At 39.4% G+C, this 25,084-nt stretch carries 25 protein-coding genes; 17 read left to right on the top strand and 8 right to left on the bottom strand.

Translation table 11 applies throughout. From position 1 onward, the window contains the following. The first annotated feature begins 150 nt into the window (after positions 1 to 150). Positions 151 to 744, top strand: a complete 594-nt coding sequence (locus Q0948_RS10505; protein ID WP_298352090.1) for a hypothetical protein — start codon at positions 151 to 153, stop codon at positions 742 to 744. A 160-nt stretch (positions 745 to 904) separates the two neighbouring features. Then, entirely contained in the window at positions 905 to 3,895 is a 2,991-nt protein-coding gene (gene secDF / locus Q0948_RS10500) for a protein translocase subunit SecDF (protein WP_298352087.1), read from the top strand. 218 nt (positions 3,896 to 4,113) lie between these two features. Here the strand turns inward: secDF and Q0948_RS10495 are convergent, their stop codons facing one another. The 3 genes from Q0948_RS10495 to Q0948_RS10485 form a co-directional block, all read right to left on the bottom strand. Next, the gene (locus Q0948_RS10495; RefSeq protein ID WP_035336039.1) at positions 4,114 to 4,755 is read right to left on the bottom strand and encodes a 7-carboxy-7-deazaguanine synthase QueE; all 642 of its coding nucleotides are present in this window, start codon (positions 4,753 to 4,755) and stop codon (positions 4,114 to 4,116) included. A 90-nt stretch (positions 4,756 to 4,845) separates the two neighbouring features. After that, the gene (locus Q0948_RS10490; RefSeq protein WP_298352082.1) at positions 4,846 to 6,003 is read right to left on the bottom strand and encodes an MFS transporter; all 1,158 of its coding nucleotides are present in this window, start codon (positions 6,001 to 6,003) and stop codon (positions 4,846 to 4,848) included. Between the two features lie 123 nt (positions 6,004 to 6,126). Further along, positions 6,127 to 6,750 carry a hypothetical protein gene (locus tag Q0948_RS10485; protein WP_298352078.1) on the bottom strand — a complete coding sequence of 208 codons (624 nt, stop codon included), beginning with the start codon at positions 6,748 to 6,750 and terminating at the stop codon, positions 6,127 to 6,129. A 185-nt stretch (positions 6,751 to 6,935) separates the two neighbouring features. Here Q0948_RS10485 and kynU point away from each other — a divergent pair, with 185 nt between their 5' ends. The 10 genes from kynU to Q0948_RS10435 all read left to right on the top strand — a co-directional run bounded on the left by kynU (position 6,936) and on the right by Q0948_RS10435 (position 15,968). After that, positions 6,936 to 8,198 carry a kynureninase gene (gene kynU / locus Q0948_RS10480; protein ID WP_298352537.1) on the top strand — a complete coding sequence of 421 codons (1,263 nt, stop codon included), beginning with the start codon at positions 6,936 to 6,938 and terminating at the stop codon, positions 8,196 to 8,198. Continuing rightward, entirely contained in the window at positions 8,198 to 8,815 is a 618-nt protein-coding gene (locus Q0948_RS10475) for an FMN-binding negative transcriptional regulator (protein ID WP_298352075.1), read from the top strand. Before kynU ends, Q0948_RS10475 begins: the two co-directional genes overlap by 1 nt. A 49-nt stretch (positions 8,816 to 8,864) precedes the next feature. Beyond that, a complete protein-coding gene (locus Q0948_RS10470) occupies positions 8,865 to 10,265 on the top strand; it encodes an NAD(P)/FAD-dependent oxidoreductase (protein ID WP_298352072.1) in 1,401 nt (466 codons plus the stop codon). Between the two features lie 15 nt (positions 10,266 to 10,280). Then, a complete protein-coding gene (locus tag Q0948_RS10465; RefSeq protein WP_298352069.1) occupies positions 10,281 to 10,733 on the top strand; it encodes a RidA family protein in 453 nt (150 codons plus the stop codon). Between the two features lie 152 nt (positions 10,734 to 10,885). Then, positions 10,886 to 11,203, top strand: coding sequence for a GIY-YIG nuclease family protein (locus Q0948_RS10460; RefSeq protein ID WP_298352066.1), 318 nt, complete (start codon positions 10,886 to 10,888; stop codon positions 11,201 to 11,203). A 143-nt stretch (positions 11,204 to 11,346) separates the two neighbouring features. Next, on the top strand, positions 11,347 to 12,789 hold the full coding sequence (locus Q0948_RS10455) for an aldehyde dehydrogenase (RefSeq protein ID WP_298352063.1): 1,443 nt from the start codon (positions 11,347 to 11,349) through the stop codon (positions 12,787 to 12,789). A 58-nt stretch (positions 12,790 to 12,847) separates the two neighbouring features. Next, positions 12,848 to 13,627: an SDR family oxidoreductase gene (locus Q0948_RS10450; protein WP_298352060.1), complete on the top strand. Its 780-nt coding sequence runs from the start codon at positions 12,848 to 12,850 to the stop codon at positions 13,625 to 13,627. Then, the gene (locus tag Q0948_RS10445; protein WP_298328686.1) at positions 13,628 to 14,089 is read left to right on the top strand and encodes a DUF1648 domain-containing protein; all 462 of its coding nucleotides are present in this window, start codon (positions 13,628 to 13,630) and stop codon (positions 14,087 to 14,089) included. Positions 14,090 to 14,168: 79 nt separating this feature from the next. Beyond that, on the top strand, positions 14,169 to 15,260 hold the full coding sequence (locus Q0948_RS10440) for an amidohydrolase family protein (protein ID WP_035327734.1): 1,092 nt from the start codon (positions 14,169 to 14,171) through the stop codon (positions 15,258 to 15,260). A 66-nt stretch (positions 15,261 to 15,326) separates the two neighbouring features. Then, positions 15,327 to 15,968 carry an O-methyltransferase gene (locus tag Q0948_RS10435; protein ID WP_298352057.1) on the top strand — a complete coding sequence of 214 codons (642 nt, stop codon included), beginning with the start codon at positions 15,327 to 15,329 and terminating at the stop codon, positions 15,966 to 15,968. A gap of 111 nt (positions 15,969 to 16,079) precedes the next feature. Here the strand turns inward: Q0948_RS10435 and Q0948_RS10430 are convergent, their stop codons facing one another. The 3 genes from Q0948_RS10430 to Q0948_RS10420 all read right to left on the bottom strand — a co-directional run bounded on the left by Q0948_RS10430 (position 16,080) and on the right by Q0948_RS10420 (position 18,601). Further along, positions 16,080 to 17,624 carry a S8/S53 family peptidase gene (locus Q0948_RS10430; protein ID WP_298352054.1) on the bottom strand — a complete coding sequence of 515 codons (1,545 nt, stop codon included), beginning with the start codon at positions 17,622 to 17,624 and terminating at the stop codon, positions 16,080 to 16,082. Between the two features lie 137 nt (positions 17,625 to 17,761). After that, positions 17,762 to 18,319: a phosphatase PAP2 family protein gene (locus Q0948_RS10425; RefSeq protein WP_298352050.1), complete on the bottom strand. Its 558-nt coding sequence runs from the start codon at positions 18,317 to 18,319 to the stop codon at positions 17,762 to 17,764. Further along, on the bottom strand, positions 18,320 to 18,601 hold the full coding sequence (locus Q0948_RS10420) for a twin-arginine translocase TatA/TatE family subunit (protein ID WP_035327726.1): 282 nt from the start codon (positions 18,599 to 18,601) through the stop codon (positions 18,320 to 18,322). A gap of 317 nt (positions 18,602 to 18,918) precedes the next feature. Between Q0948_RS10420 and Q0948_RS10415 the strand changes: the two genes are divergently transcribed. Together Q0948_RS10415 and rpe are read left to right on the top strand one after the other, a co-directional pair. Then, complete coding sequence (locus tag Q0948_RS10415; protein ID WP_298352042.1) at positions 18,919 to 19,782, top strand: sigma-70 family RNA polymerase sigma factor; 864 nt, start codon at positions 18,919 to 18,921, stop codon at positions 19,780 to 19,782. Between the two features lie 248 nt (positions 19,783 to 20,030). Next, positions 20,031 to 20,690: a ribulose-phosphate 3-epimerase gene (gene rpe / locus Q0948_RS10410; protein ID WP_298352039.1), complete on the top strand. Its 660-nt coding sequence runs from the start codon at positions 20,031 to 20,033 to the stop codon at positions 20,688 to 20,690. 71 nt (positions 20,691 to 20,761) lie between these two features. Here the strand turns inward: rpe and Q0948_RS10405 are convergent, their stop codons facing one another. Together Q0948_RS10405 and Q0948_RS10400 are read right to left on the bottom strand one after the other, a co-directional pair. Continuing rightward, entirely contained in the window at positions 20,762 to 21,463 is a 702-nt protein-coding gene (locus Q0948_RS10405; protein WP_298352037.1) for a Bax inhibitor-1 family protein, read from the bottom strand. A gap of 174 nt (positions 21,464 to 21,637) precedes the next feature. After that, on the bottom strand, positions 21,638 to 22,171 hold the full coding sequence (locus Q0948_RS10400) for a hypothetical protein (protein ID WP_298352032.1): 534 nt from the start codon (positions 22,169 to 22,171) through the stop codon (positions 21,638 to 21,640). Positions 22,172 to 22,365: 194 nt separating this feature from the next. Between Q0948_RS10400 and Q0948_RS10395 the strand changes: the two genes are divergently transcribed. The 3 genes from Q0948_RS10395 (at position 22,366) to Q0948_RS10385 (ending at position 25,082) form a co-directional block, all read left to right on the top strand. Continuing rightward, a complete protein-coding gene (locus Q0948_RS10395; RefSeq protein WP_298352026.1) occupies positions 22,366 to 23,067 on the top strand; it encodes a DUF4331 family protein in 702 nt (233 codons plus the stop codon). 18 nt (positions 23,068 to 23,085) lie between these two features. Continuing rightward, positions 23,086 to 23,709, top strand: a complete 624-nt coding sequence (locus Q0948_RS10390; RefSeq protein WP_298352025.1) for a hypothetical protein — start codon at positions 23,086 to 23,088, stop codon at positions 23,707 to 23,709. A 62-nt stretch (positions 23,710 to 23,771) separates the two neighbouring features. Beyond that, positions 23,772 to 25,082, top strand: coding sequence for a cell surface protein (locus Q0948_RS10385; RefSeq protein ID WP_298352022.1), 1,311 nt, complete (start codon positions 23,772 to 23,774; stop codon positions 25,080 to 25,082). Positions 25,083 to 25,084 lie beyond the last annotated feature (2 nt).

The raw sequence follows: 25,084 nt of genomic DNA, 5'->3' as shown, positions 1-25,084 counted from the left end.
TACATACGCTTTCGCGAAAGCGTAACACCTAAAACTACTAGCAGATAGGAGTCTACAAGCCGTTTTAATTAACTAATAAGTAGTCTTTAAAACATTGGGTACTTAGCCTGAGAATATTATATTTGTCGCTTGATGAATAAACATCAATTTGTGAGAAACAAGTGGTACTTATATACATTTATTATTGCCCTAGCTATTTTAGGAATAAGCTTGGAGCAAAATACTGTACCTAACCAAGAGATTCTCATAAAATTTGCTACTTCTCAAAACAATGTACATAACACTCAAGATGCCATTGCACTTGTAAAGAGCAAACTAGAAAATGTAGATGTAAGCAACATCAAAGTTGAAAAGCTTATAGATGGAACACTAAAACTGAGCTACTACAGTGATCTAGAGGTATCTGAGATTCAAGAAATTTTTAGCGAAACAAATAACAGTCAAGCATATACGACTACTCCTGACCACTACCCTACTGATGATGGCGCAGACTACTATAAGCTAGATATTTACAAAATACGAGACACCAGCGATTTTGACGGTCCAGCGGGTCATATTATTGAGCCTAAGTCTGAGACAACACGTGCTACAAGCTTTGATACCTATGCTGCGTTTAATAACCAGCAAGTAAGAGAAGAAAATAGTAACACACACACAACCTATACTCTTTATAGGTACAATGCTATCGCATTAGAAAATATTCAGTACCGCATACCACAAGTGCGTGCTGGACCTATTTCTTAACAACTTCACCTAGATATATACAGTCTAGCCAGCGGCTAGTTGTAATATCCACAACGCTGCTTCAACACCCAGAAGTGGCAATTATTATCAATTAATTATTTATCAACTTTCAGAAATTGCAGTTTACAAAAACTCTTTTTCTGAACTCAAACAAAGCAAAATGCAAAACAAAGGACTCATTAGAGTTTTTGCGTTAATTTTTGGTCTGGTATGTTTATACCAACTATCATTTACGTATTTAACAAACAAAACAGAAGACGAAGCAAAGGCATATGCCGTTGCACAAGCGCCTACAGATGCAGATGCACAAGATCGCATAGAGCGCACGTACTTAGACAGCATAGGAGCAAATCCTATCTTTGCTGGCATCACTTATAATGATGCAAAAGAGAAAGAGCTTAACAAAGGTCTGGATCTTAAAGGGGGTATCAACGTGATACTTCAGATATCTATACGTGATATCTTAGGTGGTCTTTCTAACAACAGTACAGACCCGGCATTTATCGCAGCACTAGATGCTACAGATGAGGCACAAAAAGATAGTCAAAATACTTACTTTGAAGATTTTGTAACAGAATTTGAAAAGCAGGGTGGGCAACTAGCCTCTCCAGATATCTTTGCCAATGTTGTTCTAGAAGACAAAGTAAACACAGGAATGAGCAACTCTGAAGTTGCTACAGTTCTTGAAGGTGAAATTACAGAGACTGTAGGGTCTGCTTTTGAAACATTACGTAATCGTATTGATAAGTTTGGGGTTACACAACCTAACATCCAGTCTCTAGGAGATAATGGGCGTATACTTGTTGAGCTTCCAGGAGCAAAAGATATTGATCGTGTAAGAGGTCTTCTTGAAAAGACAGCACAACTTGAGTTTTACACAACTCACTATGCTGGTGAAGCTCTTAACTATCTTATAGGAGCAAATGAGACACTAAGAACTCTTGTTGCTGCATCTGAGAAAAAAGAAGCTGCAGTTGCTCAAGACAGCACACTAGATGATAATGTATCTGATCTACTTAAAGATGTAGATGAAGAAGAAGAGGAGCAAGATTTTGGACCACTATTTAAAATATTTAGCCCAAACCAGCAAGCTGTACAGTTTAGCCAAGTACCTACTGTAGGATTTGCTGCTGTAAAAGACACAGCAACAATCAACTCTTACTTAAGAAATCCAGCAGTTATCAAGCAACGTCCAGCATCTTTACGTTATGCGAAGTTTGCTTGGGGTGTGCCAGAAGAAGAAGGAGCAGACATCGTAGGGCTTTATGCACTTGAGTCTAACAGACAGGGAGCGCCTTATATGGACGGAGATGTTGTAAATGACTCACGCCAGCAATTTACACAAACACAACAACCATCTGTAGGTCTTGATTTTGAAGGACAAGGGGTTAACCAGTGGGCAAAACTTACTCGTGAGGTTGCTCAAAAAGGAAACGCTATTGCTATTGCACTAGATGGTAATGTTTACTCTGCAGCAACAGCTCGTCAAGAGATTAAAGGAGGTAGCACAGAGATCTCTGGAAACTTTACAGTAGCAAGCGCACAAGATCTTGCAACAGTATTAAACGCAGGTAAACTTCCTGCATCTGCTAAGATTATTCAAGCAGAAGAAATAGGACCATCATTAGGTCAAGAGGCTATTAACTCTGGTATCTTATCATTCTTAATCGCACTTTCACTAGTACTTATCTGGATGGTATTTTACTACGGTAAAGCCGGAGGATTTGCAGATATCGCACTTGTAGTAAACATCCTTTTCATCTTTGGAGTACTTGCAGGTCTTGGAGCTGTACTTACACTTCCTGGTATTGCGGGTATCGTACTTACTATAGGTATGTCTGTAGATGCAAACGTACTTATCTTTGAGCGTATTAAAGAAGAGATACGCAAAGGGAAGTCTCAAAAAGATGCTATCAAAGACGGTTTTAACAACGCACTTTCATCTATTCTTGATGCAAACATTACGACCTTCTTAACGGCACTTATCCTTTTCTTATTTGGAACAGGACCGGTACAAGGATTTGCAACTACGCTTATGATAGGTATTGCAACATCACTTTTCTGTGCAATCTTTATCACACGTCTATTTATAGATGGATACGGTAAAAATGGAAAGTCTCTAGAGTTTGCTACAGGTATGACTAAGAATCTATTTGTAAACAACAATGTAGACTTCTTAGGAAAACGTAAAATCGCTTACGCTATCTCTGGAGTACTTATTGTAGGAGGTCTTGCTGCTTTATTAACAGGAGGTCTTGACGCAGGTATTGACTTTGTAGGAGGTCGTACGTATACAGTACGTTTTGATCAACCTATGAATGCACAAGAAGTAGAAGATGCACTTGTTGCAGATTTTGGAAGTGCAGATGTAAAAACATTTGGAGCAGATAATCAATTAAAGATTACTACAAAGTACCGTATCGATGAGACAGGTACAGATATAGATGCTCAGGTTGAGCAACAACTATTTACATCACTTACTCCATTCTTACCTAGCGGTATGAGCTATGCAGCTTTTGCAAAGTCTACAGATGATAAGCAGGTAGGTAAAATGGAATACTATATGGTAGGTCCTACTATTGCAGATGATATTAAGAAAGGAGCACTTTTTGCCGTAATCGGTTCATTAATTGTGGTATTCTTATACATCTTATTACGTTTCCGTAGATGGCAATTCTCTCTTGGAGCTGTAGCTGCAGTTTTCCACGATGTATTGTTAGTACTAGGTGTATTTGCAATATTCAAAAACATAATGCCATTTGATATGGAGGTAGATCAGAACTTTATTGCGGCTATTCTTACCGTAATTGGGTACTCTCTGAATGATACCGTGGTAGTTTTTGACCGTATACGTGAGTACATTAAAGAGCACGGTTCTACTAGAGGATTTGGTAAATTAATTAACCAAGCACTTAACAGTACATTAAGCCGTACACTTAATACGTCTGTAACTACATTAATCGTACTTCTAGCGATCTTCTTCTTAGGAGCTCCATCTATTAGAGGATTAATGTTTGCACTTATTGTAGGTGTAATCGTAGGTACATATTCTTCACTATTTATCGCAACTCCTGTAATGTTTGACACAGTACAGAAGAAAGGATTAAAAGAAGAAAAAGAAGAAAAAGAAGAGGAAGAAGTAGAAGCATAAGCTTCTAAGAAACTCAATAAATAGAAAATCCGCTACTGAGAAGTAGCGGATTTTTTTATGCGCTTTCGCGAAAATTAGCTGTTAGCAAATATAAAGTTGCTGAATATTTGACGATAAAATTTTTAACAAAGCTGTACAGAAACTGTTGGGCTACCAACTTCATCATCTCCATAAAAGTACCCCTTGCTTATAGCATATCGCCTAAAGCTTTAAGCCTACTATGGTATATTTAAATACTTATGTGTCTGTAAGCTCACCTTCCACTTTGGGTTTTTCATCACATAATCTACAATGAGTGGTACCATTTTATCACGCACAGACCATTCTGGTTGTAAGTACAAAATGCAGTCCTCACCCACTTGTGCCGCGTGCTTCTCTGCAAAGTCAAAATCTGACTTATTAAAGATAATCACCTTCAGTTCGTTTGCTTTTTCTAGTACAGACTGCGTAGGTAGCATACGTTTTTTGGGAGAAAGACATATCCAGTCCCAATCACCAGAAAGCTGGTATGCACCAGAAGTTTCTATGTGAGTTGTAAGTCCTAGTGACTTTAATTTTTTAGTAAGCGGGTTCATATCCCACATAAGCGGCTCACCACCCGTCACCACAATAGTATCTGAGTACTTTGCAGCATTTTCGGCAATGGTATTTGCATTTGTAGGAGGGTGTATTGCAGCATCCCAACTTTCCTTCACATCACACCAGTGACATCCCACGTCACAACCACCTACTCGTATAAAGTAAGCTGCTGTTCCTTTATGGAATCCTTCTCCTTGTATGGTATAAAATTCCTCCATAAGCGGAAGCATCTCACCAAGGTCTATTTGTGCTTGTAATGAATCTAGGGCCTGTTTTGTCATAGCGTGCAAAGATAGATAATACTACTAGATTTAAAACTATTTACAATAACTGTCTACTTTACCTTAACATACGTATAGCTATAGTTGGAGTTAATTACGCTTTCGCGAAAGCGTAATCCCAATAATCATCGCTAGTAATGCTCCACCACCTAGCACCGTAAAGCTCAGCTTGAGACTTGAAAAATCTGCCAAAAACCCCACCAATGGTGGACTCGCAAGAAACCCTATAAAACCAGCTCCCGCAACAAAAGAAATACCGTCTGCGCTGTTTACTCCCTTTGCCTTCCCTGCAAGTCTAAGCAACTCAGGAATAATCACAGAAAAGCCGAGCCCTATAATTGCAAAACCTACAAGAGTGAAATATTTACTAGCTGAGAGTACCGCTAGGTAGCCTACAACCGCAAGAAGAGCACCGCCTATGATAATTTTGAACGACCCAAAACGCTTACTCACCCCATCACCAAAGAAACGCCCTATCGCCATAAACAGTGAGAAAAGTAAAAATCCCATTCCTGCAGTTTTTTCTGTAGCTACTTGCACAATATCTTCTAGATATAGTTTACTCCACTGCTCAATGGCACCTTCACTTCCCATAATAACGAGAGCTATTATGGTAAGACCTAGCAGTAGTTTGAGTAAATTGAAATTAAGTGTCCCGTGACTGTCATCTATAGGGGTTCTATGTGTTAGATAACTTTTACAAAGCCACAAATTTGTGACAATGACCAGAATTGCAGCTCCCATACCGTGATAAACAGGCATCTTAACAAGGTCTATTATAAAATAACCTATCACTGCGGCAATTGCTCCTCCTATAGAAAAGAAACCGTGAGAAGAACTCATAATATGCACATCATCTTCGGTTTCAATATCTGAGACGAGCGCATTCATTGCTATATCTGTAAAACAAGAAAATAGCCCTACAGAAAACAAGGAAACACACAGAAGTGCATAAGATGGTGCAAGTAATGGCATTAAAAACAATAGTGAGAAGATAATAATACCTGCTACTGTAGATGCCCCTACTCCCACTCGCTTTATAACTCGAGAGGCCACCGTGAGCGACACGAGACTTCCTAACCCCATACAGAATAAAGCTACGCCTAGCTCACCATCATCTATTCCTAGCTTTTCTTTTACTCTCGGGATGTAAAGCACCCAAGTACCTATCATAATATTGAGTGAAGCAAAAACCCAAGCGGGTGCAAAATATCTTTTTCTTGACAGTATGAGAAACAGAGAGTTCATCTCTCAAAAGTAAATCATCTTATAAATCAAACCACAATAGCGCAAGGATTTGTACGCAAACGTTTTATAATAAAAAGGTCTCCCATATTGAGAGACCTTTTTATTATAGTATGTCAGTAATATTTATTCTCGAACTGTTACATTTTTCCATTTTCCACCACCAAAGTAAAATCCTAAAGAGATACCAAAGTATCCATTCTTTACAGCACCAAACTCATTATTATTAAGGTCACGTAATTGACCCTCTGGGGCAAAATTATATTCTGCAGCAAATCTAAACTTAAAGTAGTCAAAACCTACTCGCAACATCCCACCTAGACCATTATCAGTTTCAATATTATTTGCATCGTCATATTCATCAAAATCTGCGATTACGTTTGCACTAGAAACATATCCTATTCCAGCACCTCCAAATACTGCAAAAGGTGACCCATCTTTATGGTAAAAGTAATAATCTATTGTACCTAGGTATGATCCATAAACAGTGACAATATCTGTTTCAAAAGCGTCAATTCCATTAGAAGGACTTGTTAACTCGGCAAGTGCCGCACCACCTATTCTAAAACCTACATTTATCTTTTCATCTATTGACCATTTAGGTTCCAGATTAAATAAGACACCATCTCCATATTCATTACCGGCAGCATAACCAAGGCGTATATCAAATCTAAATTTTTCTTTTTCTTGTGCAGTAACCTGTGTGTAGCAACCTGCAATTAGTAAAAGTAGTACAACTAGTTTTTTCATAAAGTTTATTATTAAATGGTCCACAAATATAAATAACCTCGGCTCTCAACATAAGAAAAACTCCGTTACATATTACAATTTAAATGTGCTGAACTTTTGCGCTGCTTCATATGCTTGTAAAGACATTTTCTCCCTTAAAATCATTATTTTTAGACAAGCAACAGTTCTTCAAGAAAACAGCATATATGGTGTATGAAAATAATCTCGCTTTCGCGAAAGCGCAAGACGAAAAAGACCCCCTTAAAGAGTATCGTAATCACTTCTACATACCCGTAGACAAAGAGGACAACGAACTTATTTACCTCTGCGGAAACAGTCTAGGCTGTCAGCCAAAATCTGTCGCACAATACATCGAGCAAGAACTCAATGACTGGGCAGATCTGGGTGTTGAAGGGCATTTTAAAGAAGAAACTCCGTGGATGTCTTATCACGAGGAACTCGCAAAACCTATGGCACACATCGTAGGTGCAAAACCTAGTGAGGTAGTGATAATGAACACCCTCACTACAAACCTTCACTTGATGATGGTCTCGTTTTACAATCCTACACCGTCACGTTATAAAATAATTATAGAAAGCGATGCTTTCCCATCAGATAAGTATGCGGTAGAAAGTCAGATACGCCAGCGTGGATACGATCCAGAGACAAGCCTTATACTATGGCAACCTCGAGAAGGAGAAGAATTATGTCGTTATGAAGACCTAGAAACACTTGTAAAAGAACACGGCGACAGCGTTGCGCTTCTTTTAATTGGTAACACAAACTATTATTCTGGACAGTGCTACCCTATTAAAAAAATCACTGACTTAGGTCATAACAACGACAGCAAAGTAGGCTTTGACCTTGCACACGGCGTTGGTAATATTATGCCAGACTTACACGAGAGCGGGGCAGATTTTGCCGTGTGGTGTACTTATAAATACCTCAACAGCGGCCCAGGAAGTCTAGGTGGTTGCTTTGTACACGAGCGCCATCATACAGATAAAAATATACAGCGCTTTACGGGCTGGTGGGGACAAAACAAAGACACACGCTTTAATATGCGCAAAGGCTTTGACCCAATACCAACTGCCGAAGGCTGGCAATTATCAAATCCTCCTATCCTCAGTATGGCAGCTGTAAAAGCGAGCTTAGATATTTTTGAGGAAGCTGGTATGAGCAACATACGCGCAAAATCTGAAAAACTCACTGGTTACCTAGAGTTCTTAGTAAACGAACTCAACAATGAGCACATCGCTATCATTACACCTAGCGATCCAGCGCAACGTGGGTGTCAACTAAGTATTCAAGTAAAAAATGCCGATAAGAGTTTACATAAAAAACTAACCGAAGCAGGAGTCATCTCAGACTGGCGTGAGCCAGATGTAATACGCGTTGCTCCAGCACCGCTTTACAATAGTTATCAAGACGTATTTGAAATGGTAGAACGACTCAAAAAGATACTGTAATGTATATCCCTGAGATTTATAAAAATGAAAACCCAGAGGAGATACGCAGTTTCTTAAAAGAAAATGCTTTTGGGATTCTTGTCACAAATCTTGACGGAAAATCGTGTGCGACACACATCCCTTTAGAATTATCAAAACGCCTAGACGGTACCGAAATCATACACGCACACATCTCAAAAATGAATGAGCAAGTTGCTCATCTCAACAATGGCGCAGAGGCGCTTTGTATTTTTAATGGAGCTCACAGCTATATTTCGGCTAGTTGGTACGATTTTGAAGAAGTATCCACCTGGAACTATACGGCTGTACAAGTGAGAGGTAATGTAAGTTTACTAGATAAGGAAGGCACTTATAAATCCATCAAAGCATTGATGGATAAGTATGAAGCACCACAAAAAAATCCAATAGATATGGATGCGCTTTCTGAAAAGACATTGCGGCAAATAAACGGCGTCGTGGCATTTGAGATTGAAATTACGAGCATTGAAGCTGTAAATAAGATGTCACAAAACAGAAACGATAAAAATCACGCTGCTGTAGTATCTAGCTTACGCGAAAATGGAACTCCAAACGACAAAGCCGTCGCAGACGAAATGGAGTACTTGAGAAATAAATAACATTCAAACAGTACTAACGGAGAAATCACGCTAGTACTCAAAATATTATATGGCAAAACAAGAACACATACTCATTATAGGCGCAGGCCTTTGCGGTTCGCTTCTAGCCTTACGTATGGCGCAACGTGGTTATAAAATCACCTTGATGGAAAAGCGTCCAGACCTAAGAGCCGTACATCAAGATGCTGGCAGAAGTATCAACCTAGCCCTATCAGACAGAGGTTTAAAGGGTATACGCCTTGTAGGCCTTGAAAATCGAGTAAAGGATTTGTGTATCCCTATGAATGGAAGGATGTTGCACGACAAAGAAAGTAACACGCTTTTTAGCCCATATTCTGGGCGTACAGATGAATACATAAATTCTATCTCACGTACAGACCTCAACATTATGCTACTCAATGCGGCAGATGAGTATGACACCCTACAAGTACACTTTAACCAGGCGTGCACAAACGTAGATCTTAAAAATGCTACGGCGACCTTTACAGATTATCACACAAAAGAAGAGCAAACCATCACTGCAGATATTATTCTAGGAGCAGATGGTGCAGGATCTGCAGTGCGTAAGAGTATGTATATGAGTCGCGACTTTTTATTCAGCTTCTCGCAAGATTACTTAGGTCACGGTTATAAGGAACTCACCTTCCCTCCTGCCGAAAATGGCGGTTATCGTACCGAAAAAAATGCCTTACACATCTGGCCACGTGGTCGTGATATGATCATTGCTTTACCTAACCTAGATGGAAGTTTTACTGTAACGCTATTTATAGATTATCAAGATGCACCAGATAGTTTTGCATCACTAGACAGCCCAGCTGCAATTACAGAATACTTTACAAGACAGTTTCCAGACGCTATCCCTATGATGCCAGAACTGGTAAAAGAGTATGAAGAAAATCCTGTAGGGCCGCTAGGCACTATAAAATGCCATCCGTGGAGTGCTTTTGGAAAAACCTGTATTCTAGGAGATGCGGCACATGCCATTGTGCCATTTTATGGACAAGGGATGAATGCCAGTTTTGAAGATGTGGTAGTTTTTGACGAGACGCTAGATGCATTTGGCGATCAAGGATGGGAGAAGGTTTTCAAAGAATTTGAAAAAACCAGAAAACCAGATACAGATGCCATTGCAGACCTTGCAGTAGATAACTTTCACGAGATGAAAGAACACACGGCGCACCCTATGTTTCAAGAGAAGAGAAAGCTAGAGACACAATTTGAGAAAGAATTCCCAACGGAGTATTACTCAAAATATAGTCTAGTAACTTTCAACGAAGCTATAGGATACAAAGAGGCAATGACGCGCGGTAGAGCACAAAACAAGGCTATATTAAACCTGCTGGATGACGGATTGCTACCTGATTCTCTTTCGCTTAAAGCGAAATTAAAAAAAGTACAACAGGCTACAGAAGACATCTTGCACGACGATGCCATAGCCGGAAACATATAACAAAATCATATACTTATGAGTGATAAAGATTTAGACCTACGTTTACAAGGCGATCCTTTTAATGAAAAGAAAGTGACACCTAGAGGAGCTTATCCTCATATTAAAAGAGCTGGAGACTTTCTATTTGTCTCGGGCACCAGCAGCCGAAAAGCAGATAATACTTTTGCTGGCGTGCACGTTATAGACGAGATGGGTACAATGCACCTTGATATCAAGGAGCAAACCAGAGCCGTACTAGAAAATATAAAGAAAACACTCGCAACCGCAAATGCCACGATGGAAGATGTCGTAGATGTTACGTCATTTCTTGTAAATATGAATGATTTTGGCGGTTACAACGAAGCCTACGGAGAGTTTTTTAATAAAGAAACTGGCCCTGCAAGAACCACCGTAGCCGTACACCAGCTACCACACCCGCATCTAGTGGTTGAGATTAAGGTAATGGCTTATAAGCCGATTGAAAAATAGAAGCAATGTCCCTTCGAGCGCAGTCGAGAAGTTGTCCCTTCTAGCACGGCCGAGAAGATATCTTTTTAAATAAAGTCGAAATGATGTCATTTTAAAAGCGGTCGAGAAGATGTCCGTTCGAGCGCAGTCGAGAACTCAATGAACCTAACCTAATGAAAACCTATTACGTCTATATGCTCAAATGCAATGACAACCTGATTTACACAGGTGTTACAAATGATATAGCGAGACGTTATGAAGAACATCAACAAGGACGAAATAAGAGTAGCTTCACATACAAGCGTCGCCCAGTTATATTGATTTGGCACGAAGTGTTTAATGATATAGAGCAAGCAATTACCTTTGAAAAGAAACTCAAGAAATGGAGTTCAAAAAAGAAATTGGCTCTCGCATCTGAAGATTATGATATGATTCAGGCGTTAGCAGAATCTAGGAATGCGAGTCATTTTAAATATAACCCTGACAGTTAGTTCTCGACTGCGCTCGAACTGACAAGAGAAATTCAGAGCCAGAACCAGAATTAGTTCTCGACTGCGCTCGAACTGACAAAGAAAACTCGACTACGTTTGAACTGACAGTAGAAAAATGTGGAGATAAACTGAAATAGAAGACAATGAACATCAAAAACTACATAAACGGCGACTATAGAAATCCAGCATCAAATGATTGGTTAGATAATTATGAGCCAGCTTCTGGTGAGGTATATGGGCAGATTCCTAATAGTAGTGCGCAAGATATTGAGGAGGCTACCGCTTTCGCGAAAGCGGCATTTCCACAGTGGTCTAGCACCACACTTGACGAGCGCAGTCGTATCTTGATGAACATTGCAAGTGGCATTGAAGCTAGACTTGAAGAACTTGCTCAAGCCGAAAGTCGCGATAATGGAAAACCGGTTTCACTAGCAATGGTTGTAGATATCCCGAGGGCGGCGAGTAACTTTCGGTTTTTTGCAAATGCAATCACCCAGTTTTCGGCAGAGAGTCACGAGAGTGTGGGAATGAACGCAATGAATTTTACCCTGCGTAAACCCATAGGCGTTGTAGGGTGCATAAGTCCGTGGAATTTACCACTGTATCTCTTTACCTGGAAAATCGCTCCGGCAATAGCCGCTGGCAATTGTGTGATTGCAAAACCTAGTGAAGTCACTCCTATGACGGCTTACCTGCTAGGTGAGATTTGTACGGAGGCCGGACTTCCTCCTGGTGTTCTCAATATTGTACACGGACTGGGACACACAACGGGACAAGCTATTTTAGAACATAAAGATATCAAGGCGATAAGCTTTACGGGAGGTACAAAAACGGGAGCGCATCTCGCAAAGACGTGTGCACCTATGTTTAAAAAACTCTCTCTGGAACTAGGTGGTAAAAACCCAAACCTCATTTTTGCCGATTGTAATTATGAGGATATGGTTACCACAACCGTAAGAAGCTCCTTTGCAAATCAAGGGCAAATCTGTCTCTGTGGGAGTCGCATTTTTGTAGAGCGATCTATTTATGACCGATTTAAAAGTGATTTCATTTCAAAAGTTAAGGAGTTAGTCGTGGGCCATCCATCACAAGAGAAAACAAACCTTGGAGCGCTCGTTTCAAAATCACACCTTGAGAAAGTAGAAGACTATATTAATAATGCGCAGGCATACGGAGGCACTGTCCTTTGTGGTGGTAAACGAGTAACCGTTGCAGGATATGAGAATGGCTATTACTTAGAACCTACGGTTATTGAGGTGGACAGTAATGACTGCAAACTGAATCAAGAAGAGATTTTTGGACCTGTAGTGACTATAATGCCCTTTGACACCGAAGAAGAAGCCCTTGCACTAGCAAACGGAACAAAATACGGACTCTCTGCAACGGTTTGGACTCAGCAACTTGACAGAACAATGCGTTTAAGCAATGCACTTGAAGCTGGTATTGTCTGGGTGAATACGTGGATGAATCGAGATTTGCGCACACCCTTTGGCGGAGTGAAAGCTAGCGGCGTGGGTCGTGAAGGCGGTTTTGAAGCGCTTCGATTTTTTACTGAAGCAAAGAATGTTTGTATAAAATATAATTAGAAAATAAAATCAGAGCTCACTCGGACAGATTAGTTCGCTACGCTCGCAATCACATACTATGAAACTAAACCTAACTAATAAAAATGCACTCGTCTGTGGCTCTACAGCAGGGATCGGACTAGCAACCGCAATGGGTCTAGCAGAAGAAGGTGCAAACGTAACCCTTGCCGCTCGTACAGAAGAAAAGCTCAAAACCGTAATCACGCAGTTACCTAATAACGGTTCACAAAAACACAGCTATGTGGTGGCAGATTTTACAAATCCGCAGGAGGTGGCAGCTGCTGTTTCGGCAACGGGCAATGTGTATCACATATTAATCAATAACACGGGTGGCCCTCCAGGCGGACCAATAGTGGATGCAGATGTTACCGCTTTCGCGAAAGCGTTTACACAACACCTACAAACCAATCATCTCTTAACACAAACCGTACTTCCAGGAATGAAAGCCGAAGGATATGGGCGTATCATTAACGTGATTTCTACCTCTGTAAAGCAACCGCTAGATGGTCTAGGCGTGAGTAATACGATACGTGGTGCCGTGGCAAACTGGAGTAAAACAATGGCAAATGAATTAGGACAATACGGCATTACCGTAAACAACGTGCTTCCTGGCGCAACCGCTACTGGAAGACTCTCTGAGATTATAGAAAACAAGGCAAAAAAGACAGGGAAATCTATAGAAGAGGTATCACAAACTATGGCAAACGCTTCACCAGCAAAACGTTTTGCAAAGCCAGAAGAGGTTGCAAATGCAATCGTTTTTCTAGCTAGTGAAGCCGCTTCATTTATTAATGGAATCAATGTTCCTGTAGATGGGGGACGCACAAAAAGCTTGTAGATGGATATTAAAAAGATTTTTTGGATACTAAGTTGGCTCGTAGCGGGAGTTACCTTTGCGATGATTCTGATACATTATGGTGACATTCCAGACGAGGTGCCGATGCACTTTGATGCGACTGGGGTGGTAGATAGATATGGTTCAAAAAATGAACTTTTTATCTTACCCGCACTTAGCGTCTTACTTATCTTACTATTCCAGTTTATGACAGGCAAGTCTATAAAGATTAACAAGCATAAACAAGGGGTTAAAAATGAGGCACAGGTTACGGTTACAAAAACCTTTATGTCACAAATGGCGCTGTATTGCACCCTACTTTTTGGGTGGCTGGTATATCAATCTATGGCAGTTGCCGTGGGTAAACAGACGGGATTAAGCAGTTATTTTTTGGTTGCAACCTTTGGCGGTTTTATTATACTACTCGTCTTATATTATATACAACTCAAGAAGGTAAAAGAGTAAGGCGGTACTCGTATAATAATTGTATTTTTAAAAACACAACAGCGATTGCGTAGTACGCTTTCGCGAAAGCATACTCAATATGTCACATAAAAAACTTCGCATAAACGGTCACTCTCACCTACTTCCCTACCCTGAGGAAATTCCTCAGTTTATGAAAGACAAAGGGATTTTTTGGGTAGACAAAGACCGAAAGTTTATGCTCCAAAAAGACTGGAGCAGACCTGTGACAGATTCTAGTTTTTTCTTGCACGAAAAACTGGAGTGGATGGAACGCAACAAGGTAGACCACGCGGTGGTACTTAACCTCTCGCAACTTTATGGAAACGGACTACGTCTAGAGGAAATGAAGCAAGCACTTAAGTTTCAAAACGACTTTAATGCACGAGTACAACAAGATCACCCAGATAAATTTACAACTGGTTTTGTGGTACACCCAGGGTTTGTGCGTGGAGCATTATGGGAGATAGAGCGATGTGTAGAAGTGCTAGGTATGGATTTACTATGCTTGCCTACACACTATATGGATACCATCGGGACGTGGCGATGTATTTTTGATGAAGAAAATGAACCTATTTTTGAACTTGCAAGCAAATATAATCTCGCAGTAGAGATTCACCCTTATGATGGTGAGAAGTTTATAAAACTGCAGAATACAAACTGGCGTTTTCACCTCATCTGGATGCTTGCACAATGTGCAGATGCCTACCACTTTCTTACGCTTAATGGCTATGCAGATAAGTATCCAGGTATGCGTGTATGCTTTGCACACGGTGGCCAACTAGCACAAATAAATCTAGGGAGACGTATACAAGGTTTTGACGGAAGGCCAGATCTTTTTGAAGGAAAAACACACCCACGTAAATCTGTGGGGCATCCTAATATCTTTTTTGACACCCTAGTACACGATACAAATTCGCTTAAAATGGTAATAGAAAACCAAGGAAGTAAACAGGTCGTTATGGGACTTGATGATCCATACCCACTGGGTGAAATGGAAAGCGACAACCAGAGTAGTTATCCTGGTAAGATATTAGATCTTGCTTTAGAACGCGAGATTATTAATGCTACCGAGTATGACCAGATATGGGATGATAATGTTGTGCGCTGGCTATATGGAGATGATGAGAAGCGCAAAGAAGCTTTCAGGAAAAGAATATTAGGCGAAAAATAAATTTTTGTATTACCTAGACCTATCTCAAAAGCGATAGGTAATTTTGCCCTTTCAAACTTATTTATAATGCATTTTTTACCAGAGGAACTTGATGATTATGTGGTTGCCCACTCGGCGCAAGAACCAGCTCATCTCAAAGCGCTTACAAAGGAAACCTACCAAAAGATACTACAACCACGTATGCTTTCTGGTGCGTATCAAGGTAGAGTGCTTAGTATGATAAGCAAGCTAGTAAACCCAAAAAACATTCTTGAGATAGGGACTTTTACCGGCTACTCTGGCTTATGCCTCGCCGAAGGTTTACAACAAGAAGGGTCTCTACATACCATAGATATTAAGGAAGAACTTGTAGACTTCCAGCGCAAGCATTTTGACGCTTCGCCTTACGGATCACAAATTACACAGCACCTCGGTCAAGCGTTAGATATCATTCCAACCATTGACACTACTTTTGACCTCGTTTTTATAGATGCAGATAAACGTAACTACATTAATTACTATAATGTGATTATTGATAAGATGAGCAAGGGTGGCATTATCCTTTCTGATAATGTGCTCTGGAGCGGCAAAGTGGTTGAGCCACTTAATGAGAAAGACATAGACACTAAAGTGTTACTCGAGTATAACAAGCTACTCAATGAAGACAAACGTCTAGAGACCGTTCTATTACCTATAAGAGATGGGCTTACGGTGAGTCGTGTGAAGTAGTATATTACTCGTTTTAATTACGCTTTCGCGAAAGCGTAATTCTAGACATCATAAAAAAAAGGTCTCATTGATGGTTACAATGAGACCTTACTAATTTAAAAAACATACTATTTACTGCACAGCTTGATAGGCATCTATATTACCATAACCGTACTTACTACTCGTATTACCATATAAGTCTGATGACTGGCGTAGTCTATTAAGAACCTGCTGTCTTGACCAGTTAGGGTATTTTGACCAAACCATTGCGGCTACTCCCGCCATAGTTGCTGTAGCTACAGATGAGCCACCTACATAATCACGTTGCCCCTGATTGAAACCTATCACTGGTGTTGTTCTATTATCATTACTATCGCGCTCCATCACAATTGTAAACTGTATCTCACTACCATCGTGACAAACGTCGCACTCTCTATAACCTCCGGACCAGTCTGTCACCCCTGTCACTGCGACAGCCTCAGACATACTTGCTGGAAAAATAACTGGGTACCAGTTTGTAGCACTGGTGCTTGTACCACCAGCCGCAAATATGAGTTTACCACGACTATATGCATAACGCACAGCATCTCTTACATTACCTATACTCCAAGGGTACCCTATAGACATTGAGATAATATCTACATCATTCCTATCTGCAAGTGCTCGTAATGCGTTAGACACCCCCTTGCGCTCGTGATAATCATTAAGGACAACATCAGATGTTCCTCTATACATTACAAGATTTGCATCATAAGCTACTCCAGAAGGAAGGCCATCATTATTGCGAGGTCCGGCAGCGACTCCTGCCATACTTGTACCGTGACCACAACGGTCATTAGGTCCATCTAGATTATTAGACCACCACCAGGCAGAGTCTATATAAGTTCCATATTTTTCTACCGTTCTTCCGTTTATAGAAGCTCCATCTCCAAAACTGTTACCTAGCAATGGCTGGTTAGGTGAAAGACCTGTATCTATAATACCTATTGTGATACCTGCACCACGAGAGCGCCCCCAAGCGCTAGCTATATTGTGACGATCAAACGTCCAAGGTACTAGTGCTCCTGGCCATATACTTCTATAATCTGCACTATTAAGGCTACTACCACTAGTATCACAACCTGCACTGCGTGTTTGGGTAGGCGCCGGCTTTGCTCCCTGTGGAGTAGTGATGTCGTAATAAGAATAACCGTTAGGTTCTAAATACCTCACTCCATCTGAGGCTAGCAGCTCTCTTATAGTTTCTAGTTTTGTGACCTCAAGATCTACGACATTAAGAACCTCATCTTCTTTTACTCTGAAGTCTTTTTTGGCAACTTGCTCACTACTTTGAACCAAATCCATAAGACCGAGCCTTGTGGCATCAAGACGATCGTTTTTTTCTGTTCTAAAGCTTTCATTTTTTTCACCATAACCTATGGTAAGAACTTTACCTCCGTGCACTGTGGCACTCCAAAGTACATTGGCCGGGACTTCACTCCAAGAGAATGATTGTTTTTCATAAAATGACTGGTTGATTAAGGCGTTAATCTCTTCGATAGTTAAAAACGCGTCTGAATCTTGAAGGTTTACTTCTACATTTTCTGTAATAAGGTCTGACGCTTCATCTTGATCTTTTGTACAAGAGAATGCCGCAAGAAGGCACATTCCTAATACTAGGGAGCTTGTTTTCTTCATATTGATTGGGTTTGTGTTAAAACTGCCTCAATGTATTAAAATTTTAATAATTATGCGTGCATAATATTAAATTCGTAAAATTTTACATAAAATTTTGAAGAATACGCTTTTACCAACAAGCTGTGCTTATGTTTAATCTAAGCCTTTTGAAGTACCTGCTTACCTAAATATTTCCAAAAAAAGAAACCTATAGTAGTCCCCACAAGTGCCCCTACTAATATGTCACCAGGATAATGTACCCCCACAAGAATGCGACTCATAATAAAAAGTAGTGGCCAGATATAAAATACGTACACCCATTTAAATCTTGACTGCAATGCTAGTACAACAAATGTGGTCATTGCAAATGAGACCGCTGCGTGACCAGAGAAAAAACTAAAGTTACCCGGAGTTTGTAATACTCGTATAAGCTCTGCGAGCTCTGTATTATTATTAGGCCTTAGTCTACCTACTGTATTTTTTACAATTTCCGTCAGACCAAGAGTTACAGCAAAAACTACGAGTGTACTACCTACACCTATAAATGCCTTACGGCGTGTGTATACTATAAAAAAGAGAATAAAAAAGAGAATGTATAGCGGTGTCCAGTGCTCAATCTTAGTGACAAAAATCCAGAAGGCGTCATATTTTTCTATACCCAGACTATTAAGATATATAAATAGTGACCTATCCCATTGCTGGAGTTGTTCCCACATCTAGAGCGATCTTTTAATAGGGCCAGTGATGTCGTTTATATCTTCCTTTGCCTTATCTATTTCTTTCTTGATATCCTTAGTCACATCAAGATCTATATCGTTACGCTCTGCAGTTTTAGTTATTTCAGATTTGATATCATTTGTAGCGTCTTTAATTTGACGCATACCTTTCCCTAAACCACGTGCGATTTCTGGAACTTTATCTGCACCAAAAACCATAATCACTATAAAAATAATGAAGGCAATCTCGGTACCAGAAATAAATAGAGGTAAACTTATCATAGACTACAAAGATATTTAATAGCAATATGGTTTAAAAACTTTATATAATATTATTGAGCACATTAACGATGTGTTTTACGCTTTCGCGAAAGCGTAATCAGATTTTCATACTTTATTAACCAAAGCATAGAGTCTACCTGCTTAAATCACAAACTACAAAAACTCAAAAGCTTAAAAATCAACACGTTAATGATTTTAAAAAAGTTGCTTAAGCTATAACTAAAAAATCAATTAAAAAAAACTTTAAGATTTTTGTAACATTTTGCAACTTTGCCTCGTATAATAGACAAACGTCAACCCAAGTTTATTTCAGCCCTATGAGACAGCTTAAAATCACCAAGCAGGTTACTAACCGCGAGACCGCTTCACTAGATAAGTACCTTCAAGAGATAGGTAAAGTAGATCTTATCACTGCAGAAGAGGAGGTAGAACTCGCACAACGTATAAAAGCGGGTGACCACCGTGCACTTGAGCAGCTCACAAAGGCAAACCTGCGTTTTGTAGTATCTGTATCTAAGCAATACCAAAATCAAGGGTTAACGCTTCCAGACCTTATTAATGAGGGTAATCTAGGACTCATAAAAGCAGCACAACGCTTTGATGAGACGCGTGGGTTTAAGTTTATATCATATGCCGTGTGGTGGATAAGACAATCTATATTACAGGCGCTAGCAGAGCAATCTCGTATAGTAAGATTGCCTCTTAACAAAATAGGATCTATAAATAAGATCAACAAGACTTTTGCTTTTCTGGAACAAGCAAATGAGCGACCTCCTAGCCCAGAAGAGATTGCAAAAGAACTTGATATGACTATTAAGGATGTTAAGGAGTCTCTTAAAAATTCTGGCCGACACGTAAGTATGGATGCCCCTCTTATAGAAGGAGAGAATTCTAACCTTTATGACGTACTTAACTCTGGAGAGTCGCCTAACCCTGACCGTGCTTTATTGCACGAATCTCTTAAAACAGAAATAGAAAGAGCACTTGAAACTCTTACGCCTCGTGAGGCAGATGTAGTGCGACTTTATTTTGGCCTGGCAGATCAAAGACCTATGTCTCTAGAAGAAATAGGTGAAACCTTTGACCTCACTCGTGAACGAGTTAGACAAATAAAGGAAAAGGCAATACGTAGACTCAAGCATACCTCAAGAAGTAAAATTCTTAAGACTTATCTTGGATAAACGCGATATATGCACCGATAAAGTGCATAATCTCTTAAAGTTTTAGTTTAACTTTTTGTAGAAAGAAAGTTTTGGTATCTTTACCATACTTAATGTAAGTAATTAACGCCACTGGCGACCTAATAAAAGTAACAACAGTTTATCATAACTGTTCGTTTTTTGATTGATGAATGAATCCCCGGCTGATTACCGGGGATTTTTCATTTCCAATATTTAGATAATCTTATCTTTACCCTAAACAATACTTTATGTCTTCAAAACTTATAGCGCCTTCTGTACTAGCAGCAGACTTTGCAAACTTGCAACGTGATATAGAAATGATAAATACGAGTGATGCAGACTGGTTTCATATTGATATAATGGATGGTGTTTTTGTACCTAACATATCTTTTGGTATGCCAGTACTTAGAGATATCACTAAGCACGCAAGCAAACCTATAGATGTACACTTAATGATTGTAGATCCAGACAGATATATACAAACCTTTGCAGATCTGGGAGCAAACATTCTTACGGTTCATTATGAGGCTTGCACACATTTACATAGAACACTACAAGCTATAAAAAATGCTGGTATGAAAGCCGGTGTAGCCCTCAACCCACATACACCTATCGCATTACTAGAAGATGTAATAAGAGATATCGATCTTGTATGTGTAATGAGTGTAAACCCTGGGTTTGGTGGGCAAAAGTTTATAGAAAACACCTATGATAAAGTAGCAGCTCTTAAAAGGCTTATTACAAAAAAAGATGCTGCAACTCTTATAGAAATTGATGGAGGTGTTACTTCAAAAAATGCATCACAACTTATAGAGAAAGGAGCAGATGTGCTCGTAGCTGGTAGCTATGTCTTTAAGGCCGAGGACCCCGTAAGCACAATAAAAAATTTAAAGACTCAAATCTCTTAATTAGTCTCTTAACAAAACAAAAAAAGCCATCGCAGTATACTGCGATGGCTTTTTTTATAAATTCTTTTTGGTTAGTCTCTTGACATAAATATTCTAAGTATGTACCAAAATAATAGCATAAGTGATGCAAATAATCCCAAGGCAGCAGCTACATACTGCTCCTCATCATATTTATGAACCATATTTGAGGTTGTATAAAGTATAGATCCCGCAGCTAGTGCTACCATCCCAACGCTAAACCAAAGTCCTAAGTCAAATCCAAATAACAAACCTGCAACCATTAGGCCTATTGCGAGAAAGAAACCAATGGTAAGTATTGATCTTAAAAAGGAAAAATCCTTTTTTGTAACAATAACTACTCCAGATAGTCCTGCAAAAAGTGCAATGGTCATTACAGCTGCTTTTTGAAGCATCTCAACTCCATCTATCATTGAGAAAGCAATGAGCAATAAGGGTATAAAGATAAAAGCTTCGGCTACTACATAGATGCCTAGGGCAAGATAATGCTTGGTCTTATCACGGGAGTTAAGTGCTAGACCTTCGGCATAGTTTGTAATAAACATAAATGCTCCTAGTAACAATAACCAGCTCCACCCTCCAGTGAGTGACATTGCAAAATTTAAAATAGCAGGAGATTGAAAAAACAAGTATTCAGTAACTATAAATAGTAATACTGCTAGCGCAACATAGGTATATGTCTTTCGGTAGAAGTCTACGCGCTGCTCGTCTGAGAGTGCACTTACGGGTAAAAATTGCGGCTGTGGTGATTCCATAAAAATATATTTGATTGATGATTTCTAATTTTAAAAGTAACAAATGACAGCTTAGACTATAATACAGTTTCTATAACCTTTATAGAGCTCTGCCTAATTATACAAAATTACGCTTTCGCGAAAGCGTATACATTATTATTATCAAAGCTTATGCCTCTTACTCCGTTTTTAAAATTACTTTTTTGAGGATGCTCCTTTAAAGTTTTGTGAAGTGTTTTTAAATAGTACATTAAAAGTAGTAAGGCTTCCATAGATACGGGTAATGTACTGCTGCAAGTCTATCTTATCTTGATCATCAAGGTTTTTACTTGCGTTTATCTTTTGCTCCATCACACGTATGCGGTCGCGCACCATTACGATTTTATGGAAAAAACTATCTACAGGGATTTCTTTTGAGGCTAGGTTACTATCTTTTGGGTTAAAGGTAATTGTACCACCTCTCCACTTATCTGCTAGTGGCACGACCTCAGAGATGTCGCTGTACTTTTTTAACAAGTCTCTTAAAGACTTCTCCACTTCATAAAAACTTACCGTATCAACCTCATCTTCTATAGCTTCTATAACGTCAAAATGATCATCTAGCGTGATGGTCTCAAGCCCACCATCTATAAAAGTAACCCAGTATAACTCTGCGGTTACGTTTGTAATCACTCCCTTACCTAGTTTATGGTGATCTATTCTACTCCCTATTCCTAATAATGTGTTCATTTACTATTGTGTTTGTATAAGGTCTAAGATATTATTCTCTTTTGAAAATTACACATACTCATTGCAAAAATCACTTGTATTGAATTGTTGAGGGATTATTTTTTTTGAGAATTATGTTAACAAGAGTTTAACGTATGCTACAAAACCCATAGCACATAAGCTGCGTAGGTATCTGAAATAAATAACATACAACAATGAAAACAGTATCAAAAATTTTAATTGCCGGCGCACTTGTTGCTGGCGTGGGTGCCCTCATTGCGGCAGATCACCTAGACGCACCAGCTGTGGGAGGAACCACCGCAGACATCACAGACTATTTTGCCTTTGAAAGTGCAGAAAATGGAGACAACACCGTATTTGTAGCAAACGTGCAGAGCTCACTAGCACCTGCAGGTAATGACGCAACATTTGACGAGAATGTACTTATTGAATTTAATATAGATAACACGGGAGATCTAGTAGAAGATCGCGTGATACAGGCTATAGCTAGAGACGGGAGAATGTACTTTTTTGGACCATATGCACCTGCTACCACTGGATTAAATAGTACTATAGACGCCTCACAAATGATAGGTTCTGTAGCGATTACTACAGATGGTAATGCTATTACAGAAACTACAGAGGGTGGTATTAAAATGTTTGCAGGACCTAGAGAAGATCCTTTCTTTTTTGACTTTGGGACTTTTAATGCTGTTATAGGCGGTGATGCAGAAAACAATGGCCCTAATGGAGGTTTTCAAACTGCAGAAAATGCAGTAGACACCTTTGACGGTACAAATGTATTATCTATCGTGGTAGAACTCCCTAATGCTTTAATTGGACCTACAGTAGCTCACCCAGCAGGGTTTGATGTACAAGTATGGAACACTTGGGTAGAAGCAAAAAGACAACAATAACATTAAAGACTTATAAAGATGAAATTACAAAACATAAAATACCTCGTAGTAGGTGCCGTTCTAGCAGGGTTTGTATCGTGCAACGATGATGACGACTTATTTATACCTGCTCCAGAAGAGCAAATGGAAATAGAGGAGCTTAACTTTGAAGGAACTTTTGCTCAAGAAGACCAGATGGGTAGAGCAGCCATTAACACTGTTCTTAATGGTGATAGTGCTACAAAAAATAGCTTTAACCTTACCATACCATCTGAGATGGTGGCAAACTTTCAGCAAGGGTTTCTAGATAGAGCTGTTGCATTACACGCTGCTTTTGGTGTAGAATATGAAAATAACGTTCTTGGTCTAGATGCAACTACACTTACTACCGTACTTGCGGCAGATGTATTACAAGTTGCACCAGATGCTCCTACAACATATATAGATGGTGATGGTAATGTACTTACAGGTCGTAGTCTTACAGATGACGTTGTAGATGTATCACTTATACTTCTTTTTGGAGGTACTAACGGTGATCGCTTTAATGGTCAAGATCTTGATAATGATGGCGTGGCAGATTTACCAATACTTGTTACAGATAATGTACCTAACACTGGCGAAAACCCAAGCACCACATTCCCATACCTAGAAGGACCTCACTAGTCCCAAACTAATAATTACAAAGGGGCTGAAATTTTTCAGTCCCTTTTTTAATAAAACAAACTATGAAAACCTACCAACTATACCATACAAGATATTTAATAGCGTTATCTACGTTATTATTCCTCGCATCGTGCCATAGCCATAAAGACGAGACAATCACAAACCAAAATGACTATAACGCATATCTTACCTCAAGTAACATCACAAAACTTACTGAGCTTAATGACCAAGTAGTATTCTGGAACAGTCGTATTAAAAAAGACAGCTCACAAATAATAGACCTAAGCAAAAGCGCAGGAACTTACACCGCCCTTTTTAATCAAAATGCAGATATCGAGATGCTAAAAAAGGCTGAGCAAAATTTACATAAAGCTGCACAAAAAGCAGCGATAGGGAAAGACAACTACCTACGCGCTCTCGCTCAAAACTATATCACACAGCACCGTTTTAAAGAAGCAAAAACAATGATAGACTCTGCTGCACAAGTAGGCGGTGAGATAAGCGCTAGCAACTTTGTATTATTTGATGTGGCAATGGAGCTAGGTAATTATAAAGAAGCAAAAACTTTACTAGATAAAGAAGCAGATTTTTCTAACTACAATTACTTAATAAGACTTGCAAAATGGGAGGACTACAGTGGTAATCTAGATGCCACTATACAGCATATGGAAAACGCAATGCACATCGCAGAGCGCAGCAATGTTGCAGATCTCAAAATATGGGTATACACAAACCTAGCAGATTATTATGGGCACGCTGGACGCATAAAAGATTCTTACAATCACTATCTCAAAACTTTATCCCTAGACCCTACTAACGCTTACGCGAAAAAAGGAATTGCCTGGATAACATATTCATATGAAAATAACCCACAGGAGGCATTACGTATTATTGAAGGAATTGAAAAAGACGCAAAAAGCCCAGATTATGCATTACTAAAATCTGAAATCTATGAGTACACGGGCGATAACAAAACTGCCGAAAATTTAAAGAAACAATTTACAAATAGTGCCACTGCAATAAACTACGGCGATATGTACGGCGCTTACCTTGTAGAACTTTATGCATCTCAACCAGAAACAGCAGATAAAGCAATTACTCTAGCAAAAAAGGAAGTGAGCAACCGCCCCACCCCTATGTCTTATGATTTACTAGCCCACGCACATTATGGAAAAGGTGAGTACAAGCAAGCACTTAAAATTGCACAAGACCACGTAATAGGTAAAACATATGAGCCAGCGGCACAGTTTCACACTGCACAAATCTATAAAGCACTAGGTATGCAAAAAGATCTCACCCCAATTAAAGAAGAACTATTAGAAACAAGTTATGAGTTAGGACCAGTAACCTACTCAGAAATAAAAAATCTATAAAA

The sequence above is a fragment of the uncultured Dokdonia sp. genome (assembly GCF_947496725.1).
Taxonomy (GTDB): Bacteria; Bacteroidota; Bacteroidia; order Flavobacteriales; family Flavobacteriaceae; genus Dokdonia.
This window is presented reverse-complemented; position numbering and strand designations above follow the sequence as displayed.